This is a genomic window from Pseudomonas sp. IT-93MI4 (genome assembly GCF_949767635.1).
In the GTDB taxonomy this organism is placed as follows: Bacteria; Pseudomonadota; Gammaproteobacteria; order Pseudomonadales; family Pseudomonadaceae; genus Aquipseudomonas; species Aquipseudomonas putida_A.
The window spans coordinates 415361-437881 of record NZ_CATKPP010000022.1 but is presented as its reverse complement, the minus strand read 5'-3'; the positions used below and the strand labels follow the sequence as shown (position 1 = coordinate 437881).

General features: G+C 61.6%; 22 protein-coding genes and 1 other RNA gene. 11 read left to right on the top strand and 12 right to left on the bottom strand.

Annotated features, from left to right (window positions below):
* Nucleotides 1-92: 92 nt before the first annotated feature.
* From ACM6I7_RS13810 to ACM6I7_RS13795, 4 genes are all read right to left on the bottom strand, one after another.
* Nucleotides 93-1310 carry a 2-octaprenyl-3-methyl-6-methoxy-1,4-benzoquinol hydroxylase gene (locus ACM6I7_RS13810; RefSeq protein WP_414888781.1) on the bottom strand — a complete coding sequence of 406 codons (1218 nt, stop codon included), beginning with the start codon at nucleotides 1308-1310 and terminating at the stop codon, nucleotides 93-95.
* A gap of 109 nt (nucleotides 1311-1419) precedes the next feature.
* Complete coding sequence (gene ubiH, locus ACM6I7_RS13805; RefSeq protein WP_414888736.1) at nucleotides 1420-2607, bottom strand: 2-octaprenyl-6-methoxyphenyl hydroxylase; 1188 nt, start codon at nucleotides 2605-2607, stop codon at nucleotides 1420-1422.
* Nucleotides 2604-3938 carry a Xaa-Pro aminopeptidase gene (pepP, locus tag ACM6I7_RS13800; RefSeq protein ID WP_414888735.1) on the bottom strand — a complete coding sequence of 445 codons (1335 nt, stop codon included), beginning with the start codon at nucleotides 3936-3938 and terminating at the stop codon, nucleotides 2604-2606. Before pepP ends, ubiH begins: the two co-directional genes overlap by 4 nt.
* Nucleotides 3939-3965: 27 nt before the next feature.
* Nucleotides 3966-4526, bottom strand: coding sequence for a YecA family protein (locus ACM6I7_RS13795; protein WP_098966178.1), 561 nt, complete (start codon nucleotides 4524-4526; stop codon nucleotides 3966-3968).
* Between the two features lie 134 nt (nucleotides 4527-4660).
* Between ACM6I7_RS13795 and ACM6I7_RS13790 the strand changes: the two genes are divergently transcribed.
* The 4 genes from ACM6I7_RS13790 to ACM6I7_RS13775 all read left to right on the top strand — a co-directional run bounded on the left by ACM6I7_RS13790 (nucleotide 4661) and on the right by ACM6I7_RS13775 (nucleotide 6079).
* Complete coding sequence (locus tag ACM6I7_RS13790; protein WP_047597101.1) at nucleotides 4661-4870, top strand: TIGR02449 family protein; 210 nt, start codon at nucleotides 4661-4663, stop codon at nucleotides 4868-4870.
* Nucleotides 4867-5184, top strand: coding sequence for a cell division protein ZapA (locus ACM6I7_RS13785; protein WP_007967943.1), 318 nt, complete (start codon nucleotides 4867-4869; stop codon nucleotides 5182-5184). Before ACM6I7_RS13790 ends, ACM6I7_RS13785 begins: the two co-directional genes overlap by 4 nt.
* Before the next feature lie 30 nt (nucleotides 5185-5214).
* A non-coding RNA gene (ssrS, locus tag ACM6I7_RS13780) (6S RNA) lies at nucleotides 5215-5393 on the top strand.
* A gap of 80 nt (nucleotides 5394-5473) precedes the next feature.
* Nucleotides 5474-6079 (top strand): 5-formyltetrahydrofolate cyclo-ligase, encoded by a 606-nt coding sequence (locus tag ACM6I7_RS13775; RefSeq protein ID WP_414888734.1) that lies wholly within the window; start codon nucleotides 5474-5476, stop codon nucleotides 6077-6079.
* 35 nt (nucleotides 6080-6114) lie between these two features.
* On the opposite strand, the gene ACM6I7_RS13770 is transcribed toward ACM6I7_RS13775, so the two are convergent.
* The gene (locus ACM6I7_RS13770) at nucleotides 6115-6270 is read right to left on the bottom strand and encodes a hypothetical protein (RefSeq protein WP_003229308.1); all 156 of its coding nucleotides are present in this window, start codon (nucleotides 6268-6270) and stop codon (nucleotides 6115-6117) included.
* Nucleotides 6271-6467: 197 nt separating this feature from the next.
* Here ACM6I7_RS13770 and ACM6I7_RS13765 point away from each other — a divergent pair, with 197 nt between their 5' ends.
* The 4 genes from ACM6I7_RS13765 to ACM6I7_RS13750 all read left to right on the top strand — a co-directional run bounded on the left by ACM6I7_RS13765 (nucleotide 6468) and on the right by ACM6I7_RS13750 (nucleotide 11845).
* On the top strand, nucleotides 6468-6917 hold the full coding sequence (locus ACM6I7_RS13765) for an EVE domain-containing protein (RefSeq protein WP_115988661.1): 450 nt from the start codon (nucleotides 6468-6470) through the stop codon (nucleotides 6915-6917).
* Between the two features lie 121 nt (nucleotides 6918-7038).
* Nucleotides 7039-8004 (top strand): HlyD family secretion protein, encoded by a 966-nt coding sequence (locus ACM6I7_RS13760; RefSeq protein ID WP_414888733.1) that lies wholly within the window; start codon nucleotides 7039-7041, stop codon nucleotides 8002-8004.
* A complete protein-coding gene (gene rbbA, locus ACM6I7_RS13755) occupies nucleotides 8001-10727 on the top strand; it encodes a ribosome-associated ATPase/putative transporter RbbA (RefSeq protein ID WP_414888780.1) in 2727 nt (908 codons plus the stop codon). The genes ACM6I7_RS13760 and rbbA overlap by 4 nt, the downstream gene beginning before the upstream one ends.
* On the top strand, nucleotides 10727-11845 hold the full coding sequence (locus ACM6I7_RS13750; protein WP_097089562.1) for an ABC transporter permease: 1119 nt from the start codon (nucleotides 10727-10729) through the stop codon (nucleotides 11843-11845). Before rbbA ends, ACM6I7_RS13750 begins: the two co-directional genes overlap by 1 nt.
* A 16-nt stretch (nucleotides 11846-11861) precedes the next feature.
* On the opposite strand, the gene ACM6I7_RS13745 is transcribed toward ACM6I7_RS13750, so the two are convergent.
* Complete coding sequence (locus tag ACM6I7_RS13745) at nucleotides 11862-12269, bottom strand: flagellar basal body-associated protein FliL (RefSeq protein ID WP_027610485.1); 408 nt, start codon at nucleotides 12267-12269, stop codon at nucleotides 11862-11864.
* Nucleotides 12270-12419: 150 nt separating this feature from the next.
* Here ACM6I7_RS13745 and ACM6I7_RS13740 point away from each other — a divergent pair, with 150 nt between their 5' ends.
* A complete protein-coding gene (locus ACM6I7_RS13740; RefSeq protein ID WP_097089560.1) occupies nucleotides 12420-13397 on the top strand; it encodes an NADPH:quinone oxidoreductase family protein in 978 nt (325 codons plus the stop codon).
* A gap of 70 nt (nucleotides 13398-13467) precedes the next feature.
* On the opposite strand, the gene ACM6I7_RS13735 is transcribed toward ACM6I7_RS13740, so the two are convergent.
* Together ACM6I7_RS13735 and ACM6I7_RS13730 are read right to left on the bottom strand one after the other, a co-directional pair.
* On the bottom strand, nucleotides 13468-14082 hold the full coding sequence (locus ACM6I7_RS13735; protein WP_097089558.1) for an energy transducer TonB: 615 nt from the start codon (nucleotides 14080-14082) through the stop codon (nucleotides 13468-13470).
* Between the two features lie 177 nt (nucleotides 14083-14259).
* The gene (locus tag ACM6I7_RS13730; protein ID WP_414888732.1) at nucleotides 14260-14889 is read right to left on the bottom strand and encodes a flagellar basal body-associated protein FliL; all 630 of its coding nucleotides are present in this window, start codon (nucleotides 14887-14889) and stop codon (nucleotides 14260-14262) included.
* A 225-nt stretch (nucleotides 14890-15114) separates the two neighbouring features.
* Between ACM6I7_RS13730 and glpT the strand changes: the two genes are divergently transcribed.
* Nucleotides 15115-16464, top strand: a complete 1350-nt coding sequence (glpT, locus tag ACM6I7_RS13725; RefSeq protein WP_027610481.1) for a glycerol-3-phosphate transporter — start codon at nucleotides 15115-15117, stop codon at nucleotides 16462-16464.
* On the opposite strand, the gene ACM6I7_RS13720 is transcribed toward glpT, so the two are convergent.
* Nucleotides 16440-17108, bottom strand: a complete 669-nt coding sequence (locus tag ACM6I7_RS13720) for a gamma-glutamylcyclotransferase (RefSeq protein WP_047596692.1) — start codon at nucleotides 17106-17108, stop codon at nucleotides 16440-16442. The genes glpT and ACM6I7_RS13720 overlap by 25 nt on opposite strands.
* Before the next feature lie 353 nt (nucleotides 17109-17461).
* Between ACM6I7_RS13720 and ACM6I7_RS13715 the strand changes: the two genes are divergently transcribed.
* Nucleotides 17462-17935, top strand: coding sequence for a sn-glycerol-3-phosphate transporter (locus ACM6I7_RS13715; RefSeq protein WP_414888731.1), 474 nt, complete (start codon nucleotides 17462-17464; stop codon nucleotides 17933-17935).
* 9 nt (nucleotides 17936-17944) lie between these two features.
* Here the strand turns inward: ACM6I7_RS13715 and ACM6I7_RS13710 are convergent, their stop codons facing one another.
* From ACM6I7_RS13710 to ACM6I7_RS13700, 3 genes are all read right to left on the bottom strand, one after another.
* Nucleotides 17945-18913 carry a CDP-6-deoxy-delta-3,4-glucoseen reductase gene (locus ACM6I7_RS13710; protein WP_414888730.1) on the bottom strand — a complete coding sequence of 323 codons (969 nt, stop codon included), beginning with the start codon at nucleotides 18911-18913 and terminating at the stop codon, nucleotides 17945-17947.
* Nucleotides 18913-20379, bottom strand: coding sequence for a 4-hydroxy-3-polyprenylbenzoate decarboxylase (ubiD, locus tag ACM6I7_RS13705; protein ID WP_414888729.1), 1467 nt, complete (start codon nucleotides 20377-20379; stop codon nucleotides 18913-18915). The genes ACM6I7_RS13710 and ubiD overlap by 1 nt, the downstream gene beginning before the upstream one ends.
* A 69-nt stretch (nucleotides 20380-20448) precedes the next feature.
* The gene (locus ACM6I7_RS13700; protein WP_414888727.1) at nucleotides 20449-22449 is read right to left on the bottom strand and encodes an acyltransferase family protein; all 2001 of its coding nucleotides are present in this window, start codon (nucleotides 22447-22449) and stop codon (nucleotides 20449-20451) included.
* Nucleotides 22450-22521: the final 72 nt, after the last annotated feature.

Genomic DNA, 22521 nt, shown 5'->3' with positions numbered 1-22521 from the left:
CCCTTCGCGAGCAAGCCCGCTCCCACCCTTGAAATGCATTCCAATGTGGGAGCGGGCTTGCTCTCGAAGGGGCCATCAGCCTCAAACAGATCTCAGGGTTTGGCCAGTACCGGCAGATCCCCGGTCAACCCCAGCGCCTCACGCACAAACAACGCCTTGGCCTCCGGCATCTGCTCCACCAGTTTCAATCCGGCGTTGCGCAACCAGCGCACCGGCAACGGGTCAGCCTGGAACAGACGCTCGAAGCCCTCCATCGCCGCCATCAATGCCAGGTTGTGCGGCATGCGCCGACGCTCGTAACGACTCAGCACTTTCACGTCCGCCAGCCGTTCGCCGCGTTCCGCCGCCTGCAACAACACTTCAGCCAGCACCGCCGCATCAAGGAAACCCAGGTTCACCCCCTGCCCGGCCAACGGGTGAATGGTGTGCGCCGCATCGCCGATCAGTGCCAGGCCTTCGGCCACGTAGCGTTTGGCGTGGCGTTGACGCAACGGCACACACAGCCGTGGATCAGCGCTGATCACCTCGCCCAGGCAACCTTCGAATGCCCGCTCCAGCTCACGGCAGAACGCGGTTTCATCCAGCGCCATCAGGCGTTCGGCTTCACTTGGCGTGGTCGACCAGACGATCGAGCACCAGTCCTGCTGCCCGTCACGCTCCAGCGGCAGAAACGCCAGCGGCCCGTGATCGGTGAAACGCTGCCACGCGGTCATCCGGTGCGGCTTGCTGCTGCGCACGCTGGTAACGATGGCATGGTGCAGGTAATCCCACTCGCGAGTAGCGACGCCGGTCAGCCGGCGCACCGCCGAATTCGCACCGTCCGCCGCAATCACCAGCGGCGCACGCAACTGCCGACCATCGGCCAGGGTCAGCAGCCAGTCGTCACCGGAGCGGCGCATCTGTTCCAGCCGTGCGTTGGCCAGCATGCCCAGATCGCAATCGTGCAAACGATCGAGCAAGGCATCCTGCACCACGCGGTTTTCGACGATATGGCCGAGCACTTCGGCATGCACACTGCTCGCCGAGAAGTGAATCTGCCCGGTGCCGCTGCCGTCCCACACATGCATGTCGGTGTAGGGGCTGCTGCGGCGCTTGGCGATGCCGTCCCAGACGCCAAGGCGTTCGAGTATCCGCTGGCTGGCCGCCGACAAGGCGCTCACTCGCGGCTCGAACGGCGCGGCGGCGTCGAACGGTTTGACGCTCAGCGGGCTGCCGTCGAGCAGGAACACTTCCAGGCCGCTGTCCTGCAACGCCAACGCGAGGGCGCTGCCGACCATTCCGGCTCCGACAATCAGCAGATCTGCGCGCATTTCCATGCTTTAAGCCTGTCTCGCTGGCGGCATGCGCCGCCCGTAAAGGGTTTTAGCGAGCGCGCCAGTTGGCGGCGCGCTGCTGAAAGTGAAAGTGCCGACCCGCCGCTCAAGCATCCGGCCGCGTCCCCAGCCCCATGGCCTGACGAGCAAACCAGCGCTTGGCCGGTGGCAACAGATCGAGACCGAGCAGGCCGATGTTGCGGCCCAGCGAGATCAGCGGCTGGGTGCTGCCGAACAGTCGGGTGACCTGATCGGAGAAGCCCACGGTGAGCTCCTGATCCAGACGCTGCCGCTCGCGATAGGCCTGCAAGGTGGCGAAGTCGCCCAGCGGTTTGTCGCTGGCGAGCAGTGCGGCAGCCAGTGCATCAGCATCCCGCAGGGACAGGTTGAAACCTTGTCCGGCAATCGGGTGCAGGCTGTGCGCGGCATTGCCCAGCACGGCCAGATGCGAGCGCACCTGCTCTTCGGCCTCGACCAGCGATAACGGATACAGATGCCGCGCACCGACCTGTTTCAAGGTGCCGAGGCGGTAGCCGAACACACCCTGCAATTCACTGAGGAAATCGCGCTCACTCAAGTCTGCCAGACGCTGCGCGTCCATGCCCAGGCGGGTCCAGACCAGCGCGCAACGGTTGTCCGGCAGTGGCAGCAGCGCCATCGGCCCTTCGTCGGTGAAACGCTCAAAGGCCATGCCGTTGTGCGCTTCGCTCGGGGTGATGTTGGCGATCAGCGCGCTCTGGTTGTACGGACGCTTGCGCACGTTGATGCCCAGTTGTTCGCGCAGACCGGAGCGACCACCATCGGCGAGCACCGCCAGATCGCACTCGACGGTGGTTTCATCATTGAGGGTCAGGCGATAGCCGTCGGGCAGCGGCTCCATGCGCGTGACTTCCGCCGGGCAGCGCCAGCTGATCACGTCTTTATCCAGGTGCTGCCACAGGCACTGGCCGAGCCAGGCGTTTTCCACCACGTAGCCGAGCGCCGGCACGCCCTCTTCCATCGCCGACAGACGGGCGGTGGAGAAGCGACCACGGTCGGACACGTGAATCTGTTTGATCGGCTCGGCGCGGCGGGAAATCTCCTGCCACACGCCCAGCCGTTGATAGATCTGCCGGGAACCGAAGGACAGCGCCGACGAACGTGCGTCGTAGCTCGGCTGCCAGCTGTCGCCGGGGGCGAACGGTTCGATCAGGACGATTTTCCAGCCGCGGGCCTTGGCCCCGGCCTGCAAGGCCAACGCCAGACTGGCGCCGACCAAGCCGCCACCGATGATTGCCAGATTGACTCGACTCATGCCGCGTGTTTCCGTGCTTGCGCCATCAGCGCTTCGATCTCGGCGACGGTTTTCGGTACGCCGCTGGTCAGGATTTCACAACCGGTCTTGGTCACTACCACGTCATCCTCGATGCGCACGCCAATGCCGCGCCATTTCTTTGCTACGTTCTGGTTGTCCGGGGCGATGTAGATGCCCGGTTCCACGGTCAGCGCCATGCCGACCTCAAGCACCCGCCATTCGCCGCCGACCTTGTACTCGCCAACGTCATGTACATCCATGCCCAGCCAGTGGCCGGCACGGTGCATGTAAAACGCTTTATAGGCTTCGGTCGCGATCAACTCATCGACCTCGCCTTGCAGGATTCCGAGCTTGACCAGGCCTGCGGTAATCACCCGTACCGTGGCTTCGTGCGCCTGATTCCAGTTTTTGTTCGGGGCGATTTCGGCGAACGCGGCTTCCTGCGAAGCCAGCACCAGTTCGTAGATCGCTTTCTGCTCGGCGGAAAACTTGCCGTTGACCGGCCAGGTGCGGGTGATGTCGCTAGCGTAGCAGTCGATCTCGCAACCGGCGTCGATCAACACCAGATCACCGTCCTTGAGCAGCGCGTCATTCTGCTGGTAATGCAGGATGCAACTGTTGCGCCCGGCGGCGACGATGGAACCGTAGGCCGGCATCTTCGCCCCGCCCTTGCGGAATTCGTAATCGAGTTCGGCTTCGAGGCTGTATTCGTACAGTCCCGGCCGGCTGGCCTGCATCGCGCGGATATGCGCCTGAGCGGAAATCCGTGCGGCTGCGCGCATCACCTTCACTTCTGCCGCCGATTTATACAGGCGCATGTCGTGCAGCAGATGATCCAGGGCAACGAATTCGTTCGGTGGCTGGGCGCCGAGGTGCGCCTTGGAGCGGATCACGTTGATCCAGTCCATCAGATGGCGGTCGAACTCCGGGTTGCTGCCCATCGCCGAATACACCCGGTCGCGGCCTTCGATCAGGCCCGGCAGGATGTCGTCGATGTCGGTAATCGGGAACGCGTCGTCGGCGCCGTAATCACGGATCGCGCCTTCTTGGCCGGCGCGCAGGCCGTCCCATAACTCACGTTCGGCGTTGCGCTCACGGCAGAACAGTACGTACTCGCCGTGCTCGCGGCCGGGCATCAGGACGATGACCGCCTGTGGCTCGGGGAAACCGCTGAGGTACTGAAAGTCGCTGTCCTGACGGTAGACGTGCTCGACGTCGCGGTTGCGGATCGCCACTGCGGCGGCGGGCAGGATCGCGATGCTGTTGGGTTCCATCTGCGCCATCAGGGCCTTGCGGCGACGGCTGTATTCCGCTTTGGGGATATGGGTCATGGGCAGATGGCTTTCCCTGGCACGCGATTAATGCAGCGACGGCTTGGCGGCTGGCGGCACGTCGGCTTTCTTGGTTTCCGAGAACAGCAGCAGCGGCGCGACGCGCAGGTATTCCATGACTTCCATGTAGTCGCTTTCGCCGTCTTCGGATTCTTCCAGGGCGTCTTGCACCTGGGAGATCGCCGCCAGATCCTGCAGCACTTCGGTGGCTTCGGTGCTGAGCATGCTGCTGTCGCGGCAGTTCAAGCCGAAACCGCTGAGGAAGCCCTGACACCATTGGCCCAGTGCGGCGGCGCGGTCGGCCAGCGGCGCGTCATCAGTCGGCAGCAGCAGAACGACGGTGACGTCGTCACCGGTCAACTCACCCTTGACCATCTCTTGCAGGCCAATCAGGGCGTTGCGGACGTTGTCCTGTGGCTCGTTTTCCAGAAGTTCGGCGGCATCGATCAGCCACTCGTCGGCGTTGAAGCCGGCACCGGCGCAGCTGCGGCCGAGCAGCAGGCCGTGCAGTTCGGCAGGCGAGACGTTGTGGCCGCTGGACGTCAGCAGGGTGGCAAAGGCTTGGTACGGGGAATTCGCAATGGTCATGGGCAGCTAGGCGCCAGACGGCGCTATGTCTAGAATGAAGGCCTTGTATCCTACATCGACAGACTCGCCAAGACTATTAAAGGCTGTCCGCCAGCCAGGCGCCTGCCGCCCATCAGATGAATTCAGTGGACACAATGGAAGACACCGACCTGCAAGCGCTGATGGCCAGACTCGAAAAGCTGATTAGCCGAGTCGAGCAACTAAAGAGTCAAAACGCACTCTTACTAGCTCAGGAAAAGACCTGGCGCGAGGAACGCGCTCACCTCATTGAAAAAAACGAAATCGCCCGGCGTAAGGTCGAATCGATGATTTCGCGCCTCAAGGCCCTGGAGCAAGACTCATGAGTTCAAGCAATAGCGTTACCGTGCAGATCCTCGACAAAGAATATTCGATCATCTGCCCCCAGGAAGAACGCAGCAATCTGGTCAGCGCCGCCCGCTACCTGGACGGCAAGATGCGCGAGATCCGCAGCAGCGGCAAAGTCATCGGTGCCGACCGTATTGCGGTGATGGCTGCGCTGAACATCACCCACGACCTCTTGCACAAAGAAGAGCGCCCGGACATCCAGGCCAGCGGCTCGACCCGTGAACAGGTGCGCGACTTGCTCGATCGTGTCGATCTGGTGCTGGCCGACGATCCGGACATCAGCAAGGGCTGATTCGCCAGGCCGCTTGAGGTATACTCGCGGCACTCCCTGGGGTGCTTGCCAGTTGACGATGTCCCTGAGCCGATTTGCACTACCCTGGAGGTTGCACGTTGGGCTGGTGTGCATGTCCGCCAGACGGAAAGCCTTAAAGTCTACTGCATCCTCCACCTTGAACTTTCGGGTTCAAGGGCTAAGTTGACAGCGGTTCATCCGGGGAGCCTGATTCGAATCCGATGCCGGTTTTTGCCGGCATCGGATTTTTTATGCGTGCGTTTTCGCCCTCACCTGCCGAAGCCGAACCATGACCGAACCTGCGCTGCTGCCCCGCCCGCAACTCCGCCGCCTGCTGCGCAAGGCGCGTCGTTCACTGACTCCCGCCGAACAACGGCAGGCCGCCAAAGGCCTGTTCCGCCAACTGGCGCAAGACCCGCACTTTCGCCGGGCGAAACACATCTCTCTGTATCTGCCCACCGACGGTGAAATCGACCCACGCCTGCTGCTGCGCGAAGCCCAGCGGCGCGGCAAAGCCACCTACCTGCCGGTGCTCAGCGCCTGGCCGCGAACCAAAATGGTGTTCCAGCGAATTCACCCCGGCGACAAGCTCAAGCCCAATCGCTTCCGTATTCTTGAGCCTCGGGCCAATCTGGCTCTTCAGCGCAAGATCTGGACCCTGGATCTGGTGCTGTTGCCACTGGTGGGGTTTGACGATGTTGGCGGACGTCTGGGGATGGGCGGCGGATTCTACGACCGCAGTCTGGCGTACCTGGCCCGGCGCAAGAACTGGCGCAAGCCGACGTTGCTGGGCCTGGCCCATGAATGTCAGAAGGTCGAACGCCTGGCGCAGGCCAGCTGGGATGTACCGTTGCAAGGCACGGTCACCGATAAGGCGTGGTATTTCGCAGGATAGACGCCGCGCAGATCAGCGGCGTCGGGAAGGCAGTTTCAGCGTTTGAAGGCGGTCGACTGTTGGACCTGTTGCGCGACTTCAACCGGAGCATCGGTCTTGCTCGTCCACAGACTTTGCGCATAACCGGTGGTTACGACGCCAAGGCCGAACAAAATAACCAAAGTCCATAGCAAATCCGGTTTGCGTTTCATCGATTGCCCCCCTCAAGGCACATCATCACGATGACAGCAGCGGTTTCCGTTCGTAGGCCGTGCAGCAGCGTCAAGCTTTAAAGGCCGGCATTTTGCGACAACGTGAACCCGGGCGCAAATGCTGACGTCAACCGACCGTCGGTTTGTCATAAAATTGCCCGACAACCTGCCCAATGACCGCTTGAGGAGCAAAAGACATGGCCTATTGGCTGATGAAATCCGAGCCCGACGAACTCTCGATCAAAGATCTGGAGAAACTCGGCAAAGCGCGCTGGGACGGGGTTCGCAACTATCAGGCGCGCAACTTCCTGCGGGCGATGGCGGTGGGCGATGAGTTCTTTTTCTACCACTCCAGTTGCCCGGAGCCGGGTATCGCCGGAATCGGCAACATAATCGAGGCGGCGTACCCGGATCCCACCGCACTGGAACCCGAGAGCCATTACTTCGACCCGAAGGCCACACCCGAGAAAAACGCCTGGAGTGCGATTGATGTGGCACACGTCGAGACGTTTGCCCGGGTGCTGAAGCTCGATTACCTGAAACAGCAGACTGCGCTGGCCGAAATGCCGCTGGTGCAAAAAGGCAGTCGCCTGTCGGTGATGCCGGTGACGGCCGAACAGTGGGCCGCCGTACTCGGTTTGCGCTGAGAACTCGCCAGTCACGGTTTTTACCGGCAAAAGGGGCTAGGCTTGGCGCTCATTTGACTGACATCAAGCGAATGGAACGCTTGAACAGTCAGACTGCAAGCCACAGCCGCAGGATGCCCCCATGTCGACGCACAGCCGTTCTTCACTTCTATACGCCGGTTCGCTCTTGGTATTACTCGCCATCGCTGGCGGACTCGGTTACTGGATGTCCATCAGCAGCCGCCTGGTCGAAGGACTGTCGATGGGCAACGGGCGGCTGGAAGCCACCGAAGTGCAGATCGCCAGCAAGACTCCTGGGCGCCTCGCCGAAGTACTGGTCGACGAAGGCGACAAGGTCAGCAAAGGGCAATTGCTGGCACGCATGGACACCCGCACCCTTGAAGCCCAGCGTAATCAGGCCGAAGCCGAAGTGTTGCGCGCCCGGGAGAATCTCAACGCCGCTCAGGCCAACGTGCAGTTGCGCCAGAGTGAACTGCTGCTGGCCCAGCAAGAGCTCGGGCGTTCGCAATCACTGTTCAAGCACGGTTATGTCAGCGCGCAGATCATCGATCAGCTGCAGTCACGCATCGGCACTGGCAACGCTGCCGTTGTCGCCGCCCGGGCCCAAGTGTCTGCTGTCAGTGCGGCAATTGGCGCGGCACAGGCTCAAGTCGCACAGTTGACCAGTGAAATTGACGACAGCAGTCTGCGCGCGCCGATTGATGGCGTGATCCAGCTGCGCATGGCCGAGCCCGGCGAAGTGCTGGGAGCCGGTGGCCGGGTCTTGCTGCTGATCGATCCCAACGACCAGTACATGAACCTCTATCTGTCAGCCGCGGTGGCCGGGCGCCTGGCGGTGGGCGATGAGGCTCGCGTGCTGCTCGATGCCTTGCCCGATAACCCGCTGCCGGCAAAAATCAGCTTCGTCGCAGCCAAATCGCAGTTCACTCCCAAAGAGGTCGAGACCCGCGACGAGCGGCAAAAACTGGTGTTCCGCGTCAAGCTGCGCCTGGTTCAGCCCAGCGCCGTGCCGCAGGCCAAACCCGGCATGCCCGGGGCCGGCTACGTGCGGATCGCGCCCGTCGAATGGCCGGCCAATCTGCAATGAGCGGCCTTGCGGTGCAAGCAACCGGTGTCGCCCACCGCTACGGCAAACAGCAAGCGCTGAGCGACATCGCCTTCAGCCTGCCCGCCGGTACGCGCTGCGGGCTGATCGGCCCCGATGGCGCCGGCAAATCCAGCCTGCTGGGGTTGATTGCCGGCGTGAAGACCTTGCAGCAAGGGCAACTGGACGTGCTCGGTGGCGCGATCGAGGATCGCCGGCATCGCGACACACTCTATGCGCGCATCGCCTTCATGCCGCAGGGGCTGGGCGGCAACTTGTACCCGGAGCTGTCGATCCGCGAGAACATCCAGTTCTTCTCGACGCTGTTCGGCCTGTCCAGGGCTGAAAGCGAGCAGCGCATGCACAGCCTGTTGCTCGCCACGGATCTGCTGAAGTTCGCCGAGCGCCCCGCCGGCAAGTTGTCCGGCGGCATGAAGCAGAAACTCGGGCTGTGTTGCGCGCTGATCCATGAACCGGATCTGCTGATCCTCGATGAGCCGACCACCGGCGTCGACCCACTCTCGCGCCGGCGCTTCTGGGAGTTGGTCGACGATGTGCGACGCCAGCGCCCGCAACTGACGCTGCTGGTCGCCACGGCCTATATGGAAGAAGCCGAGCAGTTCGAGCATTGCCTGATGCTCGATGCCGGCAAGTTGATCGCCACCGGCCTGAGCCGCGAGCTGGCGAACGTCACCCCCAGCGGCAAACTCGATGACGCCTTCACCCATTTTCAGGGTGACAGCCAGCATGACGCTCAGCCGCTGGTGATTCCACCGCGCACCGGCAACAGCAGCGACATCGCCATCGAAGCCCACGACCTGACGCTGCGCTTCGGCGATTTCACCGCTGTGGATCACGTCAGTTTTGCCATTGGCCGTGGCGAAATTTTCGGCTTTCTTGGCTCCAACGGCTGCGGCAAGACCACCACCATGAAAGTCCTGACCGGGTTGATGCCGGCCAGTGAAGGCAGTGCGACGCTGCTCGGCAACCCGGTGAACGCCAAGGATCTGGCCACGCGCAAGCGGGTCGGCTTCATGTCGCAGAGTTTTTCGCTGTATGGCGAACTCAGTGTGCGGCAGAACCTCGAACTGCACGCGCGGCTGTTCGACCTGCCCAAAACCGAGAGCGCACAACGCATCGAGGCATTGATTCAGCGCTTCAATCTGCTCGCGGTCGCCGACCAGCTATCCGGAGCATTGCCATTGGGGCTGCGCCAGCGTCTGTCACTGGCGGTGGCGGTGCTGCACCGCCCGGAGGTGCTGATTCTCGACGAGCCGACTTCCGGCGTCGATCCGGCAGCCCGTGATGATTTCTGGCGACTGTTGATCGAGTTGTCCCGCGAACAGGGCGTGACGATCTTCCTCTCCACGCACTTCATGAACGAAGCGCAGCGCTGCGACCGCATCTCGCTGATGCACGCGGGCAAAGTTCTCGCCTGCGACACCCCGGCGGCGCTGCAACGCCAGTTTGCCGGCGAGACGCTGGAAGCGGCCTTCGTCACCTGCCTGGAACAGGCTCAGGGCGCTCAGCCACCAGCGCCTGTGGCCGAGCCGCAAATGGCACCGCCGAGCGCAGCGACAACACCAGTGCCCCGCCATGGTTTCAGCCTCGGTCGCCTGTTGGCCGTGGCCAGTCGCGAAGGCAAGGAGCTGTTGCGCGACAAGGTGCGCATGGCGTTCGCCTTGGCCGGGGCGATTTTCATGATGGTGATTTTCGGTTACGGCATCTCGCTGGACGTGGAAAACCTCGCGTTCGCCGTGTACGACCAGGATCAGACGCCGCAGAGCCGGGCTTATCTGGAGGCGTTTCGCGGCTCCCGGTACTTCGACGAACAGCCGGCCATTCATGACCCGCAGGAACTGCACCGGCGCCTGCAACGCTCGGAAATCAAACTGGCGCTTGAGATTCCCCCCGGATTCGGCCGCGATCTGTACGCCGGGCGCCAACCCGCCGTGGCGGCGTGGCTGGATGGCGGCATGCCGTTTCGCGCCGAAACCAGCCGCAATTATGTTGAAGCAGTGCACTTGGCCAATCTGCAACAGCTGGCCGAGCAGAGCAGCCCCGCGCTGGCCCACCCGGCGGCCGCCAGCCTGGAAACCCGCTTTCGCTACAACCAGGACGTGGTCAGCGTCAACGCTATTGGCCCCGGGGTCATGGCGCTGATCCTCGCCTTCATTCCGGCGATGCTCACGGCGCTGGGCATCGTCCGCGAAAAGGAGTTGGGGTCGATCACCAATTTCTACGCCACGCCCCTGACCCGCCTCGAATTTCTGCTGGGCAAACAGGCGCCGTACCTGCTGGTCAGTCTGGTCAACCTGGCGCTGCTGGTGGCGATGAATCGCTGGCTGTTCGGCGTGCCGTTCAAGGGCAGCCTGCTGACGCTGGCATTCGGCGGCCTGCTGTACGTGCTGGCGACCACCAGCATGGGCCTGCTGATCTCGGCGTTCACCCGCACACAAATCGCCGCGATCCTCGGCACCATGATCATCACCAGCCTGCCGACCATCCAGTTCTCCGGGCTGATCGTGCCGCGCTCGTCGCTGGAAGGTGCGGCAGCAGTGATGGGCATGCTGTTTCCGGCGGGGCACTTCCTCGACATCGCGGTGGGTACGTTCACCAAGGCGCTGGACTTGCGTCAGCTGTGGCCACAGTGCCTGGCGCTGTTCGGGTTCTTTGTCGGGTTCACCGGGCTGAGCCTGATCATGCTGAAAAAGCAGGAGGCCTGATGCACAAGTTCGCGCACATCCTGCGCCTGGGACTCAAGGAACTGACCAGCCTGCGCCATGACAGCGTGTTGCTGCTGTTCCTGTTCTACGCCTTCACCGTGGCGATTTACATGCCCGCCGCCGGTTCGGTGATCGGCGTGCACAACGCCAGCGTGGCCATCGTCGACGAAGACCACAGCGCCCTCTCACGCCAATTGGCCCAGGCCCTGCAGCCGCCGGAATTCCAGACGCCGGTGCTGCTGCCTTATGCGCAACTGGATCAGGTCATGGACAGCGGTGAGTACACCTTCGTGATCAATATTCCGGCGGGCTTTCAAACCGACTTGCTCGCCACGCGGCAACCGGCGATTCAGGTCAACGTCGATGCCACAGCCATGAGCCAGGCGTTCATGGGCGCCGGCTACATCGGCCGGATCTTCCAGCGCGAATTGCTCGACTATGCCGGTCAGGGCGGTGCAGCGGCCAAGGCACCCGTGCAACTGACTACTCGCGCCCTGTTCAACACCAATCTGGAGGGCGGCTGGTTTCTGGCGGTGATTCAGATCGTCAACAACATCACTATTCTGGCGATCATCCTCACCGGCACGGCGCTGCTGCGCGAACGCGAACACGGCACGCTCGACCATTTGCTGGTGCTGCCACTGACGGCGCTGGAAATCATGCTGGCGAAAATCTGGAGCAACCTGCTGGTGGTGGTGTTGTGCACCTGGCTGTCGCTGGAGGTGGTGGTCAAAGGCCTGTTGAATGTGCCGTTGGCCGGCTCGATGAGCCTGTTTTTGCTGGTGACTGCGGTTTATCTGTTTGCCAGTACCGCGCTGGGCATCTTTCTGGCGACGCTGGCGCGCTCGACGCCGCAGTTCGGTCTGCTGGCGATTCCGGTGATCATCCCGATGTTGCTGCTGTCGGGCGGCAGCACGCCATTGGACAGCATGCCGCAGTGGCTGCAGTGGGTCATGCAGGGCTCGCCGTCCACGCATTTTGTCAGCCTCAGCGCCGCGATTCTGTTTCGCGACGCCGGGCTGAGCGTGGTCTGGCCGGACTTGCTGGCGCTGACGGCCATCGGTCTGCTGTTCTTCGTTATCGCCCTGGCGCGCTTTCGCAAGAGCCTGGCGTCCTGAACAGCGGCCAGCGTGGTTACTGAATGATCAGGTTGTTGAACAACAGATCTTCAACCACCGGTTTGCCGGTCTCGTCATTCATCACTTGCTGGGTCTGCTTCAGGGCTTCCTGACGCAGCTTTTCCTTGCCTTCGATGCTGCCCATCGCCTCGGTTGTCTGCTGAGTGAACAGCGCCACCAGTTGATTGCGGATCAGCGGCTCGTTGGCCTTGACCAGCTTGGTCGCCTCTTCGCCCGTTACACGCAGCGCCACGTCGGCCTTGTAGACCTTCAGCTTAGGCGTGCCGTCCAGCCCGTAGTTACCCACGAACGGCGGGCTCAGGGTGATGTAGTTGACCTTCGGCGCCTCGCCTTCTTTGGCTTCTTCGGCCAGCGCTGCCACAGGCAGAGACAGGGCCAGCAACAACATGATCCACGCTTTCACAATTCGCTCCTTATCCGGTTTGCGGCCTAGCATAACGACCCGCCGCGCAAGCACAAGCTTATGGCTGACTATCAGGGCCGGGCATGCTCGTTGACCCGTTGACTGACACACCTACACTTATCGGCCATCACTCCCAAAGGAATAGCCCTGATGAAAGCCGTGCTGTGCAAAGCCTTCGGCCCTGCCGAATCGCTGGTGCTGGAAGACGTCGCCAGTCCTGTCGCGAAGAAGAACGAAATCCTGCTGGAGGTGCACGCCGCCGGGGTCAACTTCCCGGACACGCTGATCATCGAGGGCAAGTATCAGTTCAAGCCGCCCTTCCCGTTTTCGCCGGGGGGCGAAGCGGCCGGCGTGGTCAGCGCCGTCGGTGAGAAAGTCAGCCACCTGAAAGTCGGCGACCGGGTCATGGCCCTGACCGGCTGGGGCAGCTTCGCCGAACAGGTCGCGGTGCCGGGCTACAACGTGCTGCCGATCCCGCCGTCGATGGATTTCAACACCGCCGCCGCGTTCAGCATGACCTACGGCACTTCGATGCACGCCCTCAAGCAACGGGCCAACCTGCAACCGGGCGAGACCCTGCTGGTGCTCGGCGCTTCCGGTGGCGTCGGTCTGGCGGCGGTGGAAATCGGCAAAGCCATGGGTGCCCGGGTCATCGCCGCCGCCAGCAGCACGGAAAAACTCGCCGTGGCCAAGGCCGCCGGTGCCGATGAACTGATCAACTACAGCGAAACCAGCCTCAAGGACGAAATCAAACGCCTCACCGACGGCCAGGGCGCCGACGTGATCTACGACCCGGTCGGTGGCGACCTGTTTGACCAGGCCATCCGCGCCATCGCCTGGAACGGCCGCCTGCTGGTGGTCGGCTTCGCCAGCGGACGCATCCCCGAGCTGCCGGTCAACCTCGCCCTGCTCAAGGGCGCCGCGGTACTCGGCGTGTTCTGGGGCTCCTTTGCCCAGCGCCAGCCGCAGGACAACGCGGCGAACTTCCAGCAACTGTTCGGCTGGTTCGCCGAGGGCAAGTTGAAACCGCTGGTGTCGCAGGTGTATCCGCTGAGCAACGCGGCGCAGGCGATCAACGATCTGGGGCAGCGCAAGGCGGTGGGCAAGGTGGTGGTGCAGGTGCGCTGAGTTTTTGCAGGCCGGTGACTCTCGGCGCCGGCCTGATTCGCGCCAGGCAGCAACCCAGCGTCGCTGGCTATTAAAGCAACTCACGAACCTCTCCCGGCAGAAAACTCATGTAGCTACGCATAGGGGCTTCCCGGCAGCCTCTGACGATCATCGGTACACGCCGGTTCATCTTGGCGATGATCGCCAGACGCTGTTCATCGGCCATCTGACTCTTGAGAATCACGTTGGAAACGTAAGCACGGGTGTAATTAAACACTTGTGCATCGACCCAGGCATGCTCAGGCATGTTCCTGAAATTGTCATTGATGCCGCGACACTTTACTGACTTCAGCCACTGGTTGATGTCGATCGGCTGATCTCTGGCCAATCGAAAGAGCATCGGCGCCACAACGGGCTGCTCCGCAGGCCGACCGTCTTCAACCGTCCAGGGCTTGAAGCGCCACTGTGTTATTGCGTCTCTGACCGCCTCCGCCAGATCGGGGTGATCACTCTGCACAGTGTCGATCGCGCTGACCGAGCCATCCGCCTTGACGATAAAGCTGACCCTGACCTCGCCTTCGACCCCTGCCCTGGACAACCTCTTCGGGTAAATCGGCTGCGGGTTGTTTTCAGGTATGAGTAACCCTTCTGCCGCCAGTGCAAGACTGAAGATCGTCAATAAAAGCCCTGCAAAAAACCACCGCATGATCGCGCCCCTTCCCTATTGAGATGCCTGTCCGGCAACAACAGAAAGTTTAAGGAGCACTGTCTTTTTACTGAATGGCGCAGCTTCGCTATTGAATGCAGGACATTTCCTGATCCCGATGGGAAATCCGACGAAACCGCTGGGCAAATGACGGCAGGTACATTTTCTGACGGACGTTTAGCCGCCGCTCGCACCAGCAACGTCGCCCGGCAACAAGTGCTCCTGCACCTTCAGACTGCGCGACGGAATCAGCCGGCCCTTGTCATCGAAGCGCAGGACGATCAGCCAGTCAAAGACCTCATCCGGCCATTTTTCCTGGCCCATCAGCGCTGTGGGGTCGCCGCCGAAGGCTTTGATCAGTTTATTGATATGGCCGTGGTGCCAGGCGATCAGCACCGTCTGCGCCTGATTGCTCTTGCGCAACAGTTTGACCAGTTGATGCAGATCGCCATTGACGTAAGGCTGCTCGATCGCAAGGTTCAAGCGCTGGGCCAACGGGGTCAGGGTCAGGCGTGAGCGCGAACTTTCCGGGGTATCGCCGGCAGCGATCAAACGCTGGGGGATGAACGTCTGGCAGTCGAGTTTCAGCGGATTGAAATAGTCGACGTAGGCGGCGGCGCGTTGCTCGCCTCGGGCATTGAGCACCGATCCCGTATCCGGTTTTTCCGCATGCCGAATGATCAGCACCGTGGCGTTGCGCAGGCCGGAATGAGAAGGATGATCGGTGACGATCAATGTCAGCAACACGACGGCAAGTCCAGCTGCCACCAAAAATCTCGGCACCAACATGCGAACCTTCAGTGACATTGCTTATCTCGGCTGATCAATCGGCTGAACGGGCCGCGAGTCTAAGTCACTCCAGGTAGATAAGTGGTGAAAACGCCCTGTTCTTACAGCTGAGCGACAGGTTCGTAAAAGAACGCGCGAATTCCAACATTTCCCCTGTTTTGCCAATGCGAACCGGTGCTATTTTCGGTAACGAAACTGTAACATTCGCATCCGCAGTCAAAACAAGAAATCTGGAGCTCTTGAATGTTTGCTTTCTTTCGTCCTGCCGCACATCAGGCTCCATTGCCTGAAGAAAAAATAGACAGTACTTACCGACGCCTGCGCTGGCAGATCTTCGCCGGTATCTTCTTTGGCTACGCGGGTTACTACCTGCTGCGCAAAAACTTCTCGCTGGCCATGCCGTACCTGATCGACGAAGGCTACAGCCGTGGCGATCTGGGTCTGGCGATGTCGGCCATCGCCATTGCCTACGGTCTGTCGAAGTTCCTGATGGGCCTGGTGTCCGACCGTTCCAACCCGCGCTACTTCCTGCCATTCGGCCTGCTGGTGTCAGCCGGGGTGATGTTCATTTTCGGTTTTGCGCCTTGGGCGACTTCCAGCGTGACCATGATGTTCATCCTGCTGTTCATCAACGGCTGGGCCCAAGGCATGGGCTGGCCGCCGAGCGGACGCACCATGGTGCACTGGTGGTCGCAGAAGGAACGTGGCGGCGTGGTTTCGGTGTGGAACGTGGCGCATAACGTCGGTGGCGGTCTGATCGGCCCGCTGTTCCTGATCGGCATGGGCCTGTTCAATGACTGGCACGCAGCCTTCTACGTTCCGGCAGCGGTGGCGCTGGGCGTGGCGGTGTTTGCCTTCATCACCATGCGCGACACCCCGCAATCGGTCGGCCTGCCGCCGATCGAGAAGTACAAGAACGATTACCCGGAAGGCTACGACGCCAGCCACGAAGACGAATTCAGCGCCAAGGAAATTTTCGTCAAATACGTGCTGCGCAACAAAATGCTCTGGTACATCGCCATGGCCAACGTGTTCGTTTACCTGCTGCGCTACGGCGTACTGGATTGGGCGCCGACCTACCTGAAAGAAGCCAAAGGTTTCACCGTGGATAAAACCTCGTGGGCCTATTTCTTCTACGAGTGGGCGGGCATTCCGGGCACGCTGCTGTGCGGCTGGATGTCGGACAAGATCTTCCGTGGCAATCGTGGCCTGACCGGCATGGTGTTCATGGCGCTGGTGACCGTGGCTACGCTAGTGTACTGGCTGAACCCGGCCGGCAACCCGACGGTGGACATGATCGCGCTGTTCTCGATCGGCTTCCTGATCTATGGCCCGGTGATGCTGATCGGCCTGCAGGCGCTGGAACTGGCACCGAAGAAAGCCGCCGGTACGGCAGCGGGCTTTACCGGTCTGTTCGGCTATCTGGGGGGGTCGGTCGCGGCGAGTGCGGCGATGGGCTACACCGTTGACCACTTCGGCTGGAACGGTGGTTTTGTCCTGCTGGTGGGCGCTTGCCTGCTGTCGATGGCCTTCCTGGCCCCGACCCTATGGCACAAGCAAGTCGCCAGTCAGAGCCGCGAAGCCGTCGCCTGATCGGCTTTTGACTGACAGCGCTTGAGCCGCGCCTCCAGATTTCGATCCGGCATGGCGTGGCTGCGCAGGGCGTGGGCGGTCTGCTCGACATAATCACGAGTGGTGCCGTAACGCCCGCAAGCGCTTTCGAACACCTGACTCAGCACGTGATCCGGCAAGTTGCCGGCATAGCTGGGCAGGTGTCGCTCCAAAACAAACCCTAACGCCTGAACCTGACTGCCATCTTCGAGCCGGCAGTTCAGCCAGTGCGGGCGATAGGACGGGAACGGCATCTCGCGTTTCCACAGCGCGTACAGCGCAGCGTCGAGGTTCTCTTCCGGCAGCCGATAGGCGAAGCCGCTGCATGAACCGCCGCGATCCAGACCAAATACCAGCCCGGGCATTTCCGGCGTTCCGCGATGCTCATGCGACCACAGGTACAAGCCACGATGGTAGCCATGGACTCGTCCGCGCACCCGCTCCACCGCCGTACATTCCGGGCGCCAGATCAGCGAACCGTAGGCGAACAGCCACACCGGGCCGCCCTTGTGGCGCGCCATGGTCGATTGCATCGAGACGAGAAGTTGTTCGTGGGTCAGCTGCGGCCCCAGATCGAGCCGCGGAGGGTAAGCCAGATTCACAAAAGCAGATTCAATGGCTGTCATGACGGAAGTGTTCGGCCCCGCAAGTATTACAAGATGTAAGCACAATTCGCTGGATAGAACATATAGCAGTAACTGTAAAACGAAAAGTGCTAAAGGATGTATGGCCTGCCCGATAGCGCTACTGGGGGTTATCAGCCCCGGCTATGCGGCTTTATATAGCCTAATACCATTGCAGAAATATCTTAAATACCCGAATGAAATATGCATAAGCCTTCGCTTGTTCAGGTTTCGTTCATGAAGGCGCGGGAAACTTCCTACTAAAATGTCGGACTTTCTTTCTTCTCCGTCGCTGAACGCCTACGTATAACGGCCTTCCTCTGGCGCAAGCCATCCCGTTTAACCGAGGCTGCTCAATGAAAATCCCGAGACTATTGACCGCATTACTGATGACTCAGGCCGGCCATGCATTGGCCGAGGACAATGCGCAAGGCAAAGGTTTCTGGTATACCCAGACCAGTGTCTACACCCGACATTACTCGCCCGACCCCGAACACAATAATCATCAGGACTTGATCGGCATCGAACGCAATCAGGCTTCCGGCTGGGTATTTGGCGGGGCAACTTTCCGCAATTCGTTTCGTCAGCGTTCGAACTATGCCTATGTCGGCAAGCGCTATGACAGCAGCGAGTACCCGGTGTATCTGAAACTCACGGGTGGGCTGTTGCAGGGTTATCACGGTGATTACAAGGACAAGATTCCTTTGAACCGCTACGGCGTTGCGCCGGTGATCATTCCGTCCGTCGGGACTCACTACGGCCCATTGGCCGCCGAGCTGGTATTTCTCGGCGCCAATGCGGCGATGGTGACTAGCGGCGTACGTTTCTAGGGGCGCGGTTCAAGACCGAGGCGCATACGCAAATACATCGGCGCGCATCTGGTGCGCATCCATCCCGGCTTCCACCAGCGCATCCAGAGTGCCGTAGACCATCGCCGGCGAGCCGCTGGCGTAGACGTGCAAGGGCTTCAGATCCGCGAAGTCTTCACACACGGCCTGGTGCAACATCCCGCAGCGCCCTTCCCAACCGCACTGGTCGCTGACGACTTTGTGCAGGAACAGATTGGGCAGCTTCAACCATTCGTCCCAATGTTCGATCTCGTAGAAATCTTCCGGACGGCGTACACCCCAATACAGATGCACCGGGTGTTTGAAGCCGTTGGCGCGGCAGTGTTCGATCAGGCTGTGGATCTGGCCCATGCCGGTGCCGGCGGCGATCAGCACCAGCGGCCCGTCAGGCAATTCGGCGAGGTGCGTGTCGCCGAACGGCAGTTCGACGCGCACCAGCGGGTTGCGCTGCAGTTGCTCGATCAGACTCAGGGCACTGGCTTCGCGGGCCAGCACGTGGATTTCCAGATCACGCCCGCCGTGCGGCGCCGAGGCCATGGAGAACGCCGACTTCTCGCCGTTTTCACGCTCGATCATCAGGTACTGCCCGGCGTGATAACGCGGCGGCTTGCCGGCCGGCGCACGCAGACGCACGCGCCAGGTGTCGCTGCCGACATCCCGGCATTCGATGACCTGACACGACAGGCTGCGCACCGGCAGTTCTCCCAGCGCGAGCACGCCATCCCACAGCAGGACGCAGTCTTCCAGCGGCTCGGCTATGCAAGTGTAGAACTCGCCGTGGTCATGCACCTTGCCGGCCTGCTCGACCCGGCCTTCCACCAACAGCGCCGCACACACGTGGCAATTGCCGTTGCGGCAGCTTTGCGGGCAGTCGTAGCCCAGGCGCCGCGCACCATCGAGAATCCGCTCGCCGGGCTGTATCTCAAGCACCGCTCCGGAGGGCTGCAGGGTTACACGCATCAATCTATTCCTAACTGATTCCAGATGGCATCGATCCGCTGGGTGACGGCGTCGTCCTTGACGATTACGCGGCCCCACTCGCGAGTGGTTTCGCCCGGCCACTTGTGGGTGGCATCCAGGCCCATTTTCGAGCCCAGGCCGGACACCGGCGAGGCGAAGTCGAGGTAGTCGATCGGCGTGTTGTCGATCATCACTGTGTCGCGCTTGGGGTCCATGCGCGTGGTGATGGCCCAGATCACGTCGTTCCAGTCCCGGGCGTTGATATCGTCGTCAGTGACGATAACGAACTTGGTGTACATGAACTGTCGCAAAAACGACCAGACACCGAGCATCACGCGCTTGGCATGCCCCGGATACGACTTCTTCATCGTCACCACGGCCATGCGGTACGAGCAGCCTTCGGGCGGCAGATAGAAATCGGTGATCTCCGGGAACTGCTTCTGCAGGATCGGCACGAACACTTCGTTCAGCGCCACGCCGAGAATCGCCGGCTCATCCGGTGGACGGCCGGTGTAGGTGCTGTGATAGATCGGCTTGATCCGGTGGGTAATGCGCTCGACGGTGAACACCGGGAAGCTGTCGACTTCGTTGTAGTAACCGGTGTGGTCGCCGTACGGGCCTTCGTCGGCCATTTCGCCCGGATGAATCACCCCTTCGAGGATGATCTCGGCAGTGGCCGGCACCTGCAGGTCGTTGCCACGGCACTTGACCAGCTCGGTGCGGTTACCGCGCAACAGACCGGCGAAAGCGTATTCGGAGAGGCTGTCCGGCACCGGCGTCACGGCGCCGAGGATGGTCGCAGGGTCGGCGCCCAGCGCCACGGAGACCGGGAACGGCTGGCCCGGATGCTTCTCGCACCACTCACGGAAGTCCAGTGCACCGCCACGATGGCTGAGCCAGCGCATGATCACCTTGTTGCGGCCGATCACTTGCTGACGGTAGATACCGAGGTTCTGGCGGTCCTTGTTCGGGCCTTTGGTGACGGTCAGGCCCCAAGTGATCAGCGGGCCGACGTCGCCGGGCCAGCAGGTCTGCACCGGCAGCATCGCCAGGTCGACGTCGTCGCCTTCGATGACCACTTCCTGGCACACCGCGTCTTTGACGACTTTCGGCGCCATCGAGATGATCTTGCGGAAGATCGGCAGTTTCGACCACGCGTCCTTCAAGCCCTTCGGCGGCTCCGGCTCCTTGAGGAAGGCCAGCAGCTTGCCGATCTCGCGCAGTTCGCTGACCGACTCGGCGCCCATGCCCATGGCCACCCGCTCGGGGGTGCCGAACAGGTTGCCGAGCACCGGGATGTCGTAGCCAGTGGGCTTCTCGAACAGCAGCGCCGGGCCCTTGGCCCGCAGTGTGCGGTCGCACACCTCGGTCATCTCCAGCATCGGCGAGACGGGAATCTGGATGCGTTTCAACTCTCCGCGCTGCTCAAGCTGCTGCACGAAATCCCGAAGATCCTTGAATTTCATTGACGATGGCACCCTCAAAATAGGCGTACATCCTACCTGCTATGCAGCCCTGTGGCAGCCTGTCGCTGCTTACTTGGCTGCATTCGTCTGTGCTTTTCCACGGTTTTCCCGGGCTTGCAGGCCGATAAACAGCGGCTCGAGGATCGGCGCCACAAACCGCGCACCGACTTCGGACAGGTGATTGTCATCGGTGTACAGCGAATACCCACCGAGTTCGGCGTGGCACAGGCCGTTTTCATCACACAGTCGCGGCGCCGGATCGACCACGCGCACCGCCGGATCATTCTGCGCCAACTGCGCGAACAACTGACTGATGAACACCTGACGTTTGTGGTGCGCCTCGACGGCCAGTCCGACGTCATCCACCGGGCGATCAAGCATCGCCAGCCGCGTCAGCCGATACGGCGGGCTGAACGCCTGCAACGGCGCCTCTTTCACCAGCCATACGCGATGCCCGGCTGCCCGCAATTGTGCGACGCGAGTGCGCAGGCCTTCGGCAAAACGCTGCTCCGCCTCGGCGCGATCGTAACGACCGTCTGGCGTTCTCAAGACATGCCCGAGATCACCCTTGGCATCGCCGTACAGGTACAGGCTCCAGCGGGCGACCAGCACCACATCGCTGATCGCCTGGGTTTTCAGCCCCTGCTCGACCCGCTTGTTGAAGCGTGCACAAACACCGTCATGCTCCAGCCCATCGACCGGAATGCAACCCGGAGAACTGGCCAGAATCACACTGACACCGTGGGCCTTGGCACCGTCATCGAACACCGGGATCAGCGCGGTGGCATGGCTGTCGCCCCAGACCAGCGCGCGGGTCGGCAGATCCGCCACGCCGTAATGGCAGAACAGCTTGTCGTCAGGGGTCTTGTCGTCCGCCAGACATGCCATCAGCTCCGGCCGCCACTCGCGGCCCTTGGCATATTGCAGCGCCTGCTCGGACAGGCGCCATGGCAAGCCATCGGTCCAGCGCAGTGATTGCCCGGCCAGACCGAGCACCAGGATCCCGCAGAAACCGGCCAGCAGAATCTGCCGACGACCGGCGAGCAGGCGCCGTTCACGGAACGGCGTTTCGACGAACTTCCATGACAGATAACCCAGCACCAGGGTCAGCAGAATCAACCCGGCCGTGTCGAGCGCGCCCGGCTCATCGACACTGGCGTAGCTGGAAAACACGAATACCGGCCAGTGCCACAAATACCAGGAATAGGAGATCAGCCCGAGGCCGACCATCACCCGACTGCTCAACAATTGACCAACCAGCGTTTCGCGATGACCGTTGGCCAGAATCAGCAGCACCACGCCCAGCACCGGCAGCAACGCGGTGACACCCGGGAACGGCGTCGACTTGTCATAGGCAAACACCGCCAGCAGGATCAACCCCATGCCGAGCAGGCTCAAGGCCTGGGCGGCCAGCGGTTTCAAGCGCCAGGCGTGTTTCGGCGCAATCGCCAGCATCGCCCCGGCGAGCAACTCCCAGGCGCGCATCGGCAGCAGGAAGAAGGCTTTCTCCGGATGATGCTGGATCGCCCACACACTCAGCCCGAACGACACCAGCAGCACGCCGAACAGCGCCAGCCGCCAGTGTTTCAGGCGGCTCGAGAGCAACGTCAGCAGCAGCGGGAAGAAGATGTAGAACTGCTCCTCCACCGCCAGTGACCACGTGTGCAACAGCGGTTTCAGGTCAGAGGCAACGTCGAAGTAGCCGTCCTGACGCATGAACAGGATGTTCGAGACGAACGTCACCTGATAGCGCACCGAACGCCCCAGCTCTTCGTAGTCCTTGGGCGCCAGCAGGAACCAGCCCACCGCCAGCACCGCAATGATCATCGCGAACAGCGCCGGCAGAATCCGCCGCGCACGCCGCGCCCAGAACTCGACGAAGCTGAAACGGCCAGCCTGACGCTGATTCCAGATGATCGAGGTGATGAGGTAGCCGGAAATCACGAAGAACACGTCCACGCCGACAAAACCGCCGGTAAACCCCGGGACGCCAAAATGGAACAGCACCACGGCGATCACCGCGACTGCTCGCAGGCCGTCGATATCCCTTCGATAAGCGAGTGTGCTCATAAAATCTTTAATGCCAATCAGGTGGTTGTTTTTTGTACAGCTCGAGCCTTATTCACAGAGGCTCCGAGCGCT

Bases quoted from the DNA above. Each gene is read 5' to 3' on its own strand.
- ACM6I7_RS13700 (WP_414888727.1), bottom strand. From the start codon at position 22,449: ATGAGCACACTCGCTTATCGAAGGGATATCGACGGCCTGCGAGCAGTC.
- ACM6I7_RS13810 (WP_414888781.1), bottom strand. From the start codon at position 1,310: ATGCGCGCAGATCTGCTGATTGTCGGAGCCGGAATGGTCGGCAGCGCC.
- ACM6I7_RS13715 (WP_414888731.1), top strand. From the start codon at position 17,462: ATGAAAATCCCGAGACTATTGACCGCATTACTGATGACTCAGGCCGGC.
- rbbA (WP_414888780.1), top strand. From the start codon at position 8,001: ATGAGCGGCCTTGCGGTGCAAGCAACCGGTGTCGCCCACCGCTACGGC.
- ACM6I7_RS13710 (WP_414888730.1), bottom strand. From the start codon at position 18,913: ATGCGTGTAACCCTGCAGCCCTCCGGAGCGGTGCTTGAGATACAGCCC.
- ACM6I7_RS13740 (WP_097089560.1), top strand. From the start codon at position 12,420: ATGAAAGCCGTGCTGTGCAAAGCCTTCGGCCCTGCCGAATCGCTGGTG.
- ACM6I7_RS13790 (WP_047597101.1), top strand. From the start codon at position 4,661: ATGGAAGACACCGACCTGCAAGCGCTGATGGCCAGACTCGAAAAGCTG.
- ACM6I7_RS13720 (WP_047596692.1), bottom strand. From the start codon at position 17,108: ATGACAGCCATTGAATCTGCTTTTGTGAATCTGGCTTACCCTCCGCGG.
- ubiH (WP_414888736.1), bottom strand. From the start codon at position 2,607: ATGAGTCGAGTCAATCTGGCAATCATCGGTGGCGGCTTGGTCGGCGCC.
- ACM6I7_RS13730 (WP_414888732.1), bottom strand. From the start codon at position 14,889: ATGTCACTGAAGGTTCGCATGTTGGTGCCGAGATTTTTGGTGGCAGCT.
- ubiD (WP_414888729.1), bottom strand. From the start codon at position 20,379: ATGAAATTCAAGGATCTTCGGGATTTCGTGCAGCAGCTTGAGCAGCGC.
- ACM6I7_RS13735 (WP_097089558.1), bottom strand. From the start codon at position 14,082: ATGCGGTGGTTTTTTGCAGGGCTTTTATTGACGATCTTCAGTCTTGCA.
- pepP (WP_414888735.1), bottom strand. From the start codon at position 3,938: ATGACCCATATCCCCAAAGCGGAATACAGCCGTCGCCGCAAGGCCCTG.
- ACM6I7_RS13785 (WP_007967943.1), top strand. From the start codon at position 4,867: ATGAGTTCAAGCAATAGCGTTACCGTGCAGATCCTCGACAAAGAATAT.
- ACM6I7_RS13775 (WP_414888734.1), top strand. From the start codon at position 5,474: ATGACCGAACCTGCGCTGCTGCCCCGCCCGCAACTCCGCCGCCTGCTG.
- ACM6I7_RS13765 (WP_115988661.1), top strand. From the start codon at position 6,468: ATGGCCTATTGGCTGATGAAATCCGAGCCCGACGAACTCTCGATCAAA.
- ACM6I7_RS13750 (WP_097089562.1), top strand. From the start codon at position 10,727: ATGCACAAGTTCGCGCACATCCTGCGCCTGGGACTCAAGGAACTGACC.
- glpT (WP_027610481.1), top strand. From the start codon at position 15,115: ATGTTTGCTTTCTTTCGTCCTGCCGCACATCAGGCTCCATTGCCTGAA.
- ACM6I7_RS13770 (WP_003229308.1), bottom strand. From the start codon at position 6,270: ATGAAACGCAAACCGGATTTGCTATGGACTTTGGTTATTTTGTTCGGC.
- ACM6I7_RS13795 (WP_098966178.1), bottom strand. From the start codon at position 4,526: ATGACCATTGCGAATTCCCCGTACCAAGCCTTTGCCACCCTGCTGACG.
- ACM6I7_RS13760 (WP_414888733.1), top strand. From the start codon at position 7,039: ATGTCGACGCACAGCCGTTCTTCACTTCTATACGCCGGTTCGCTCTTG.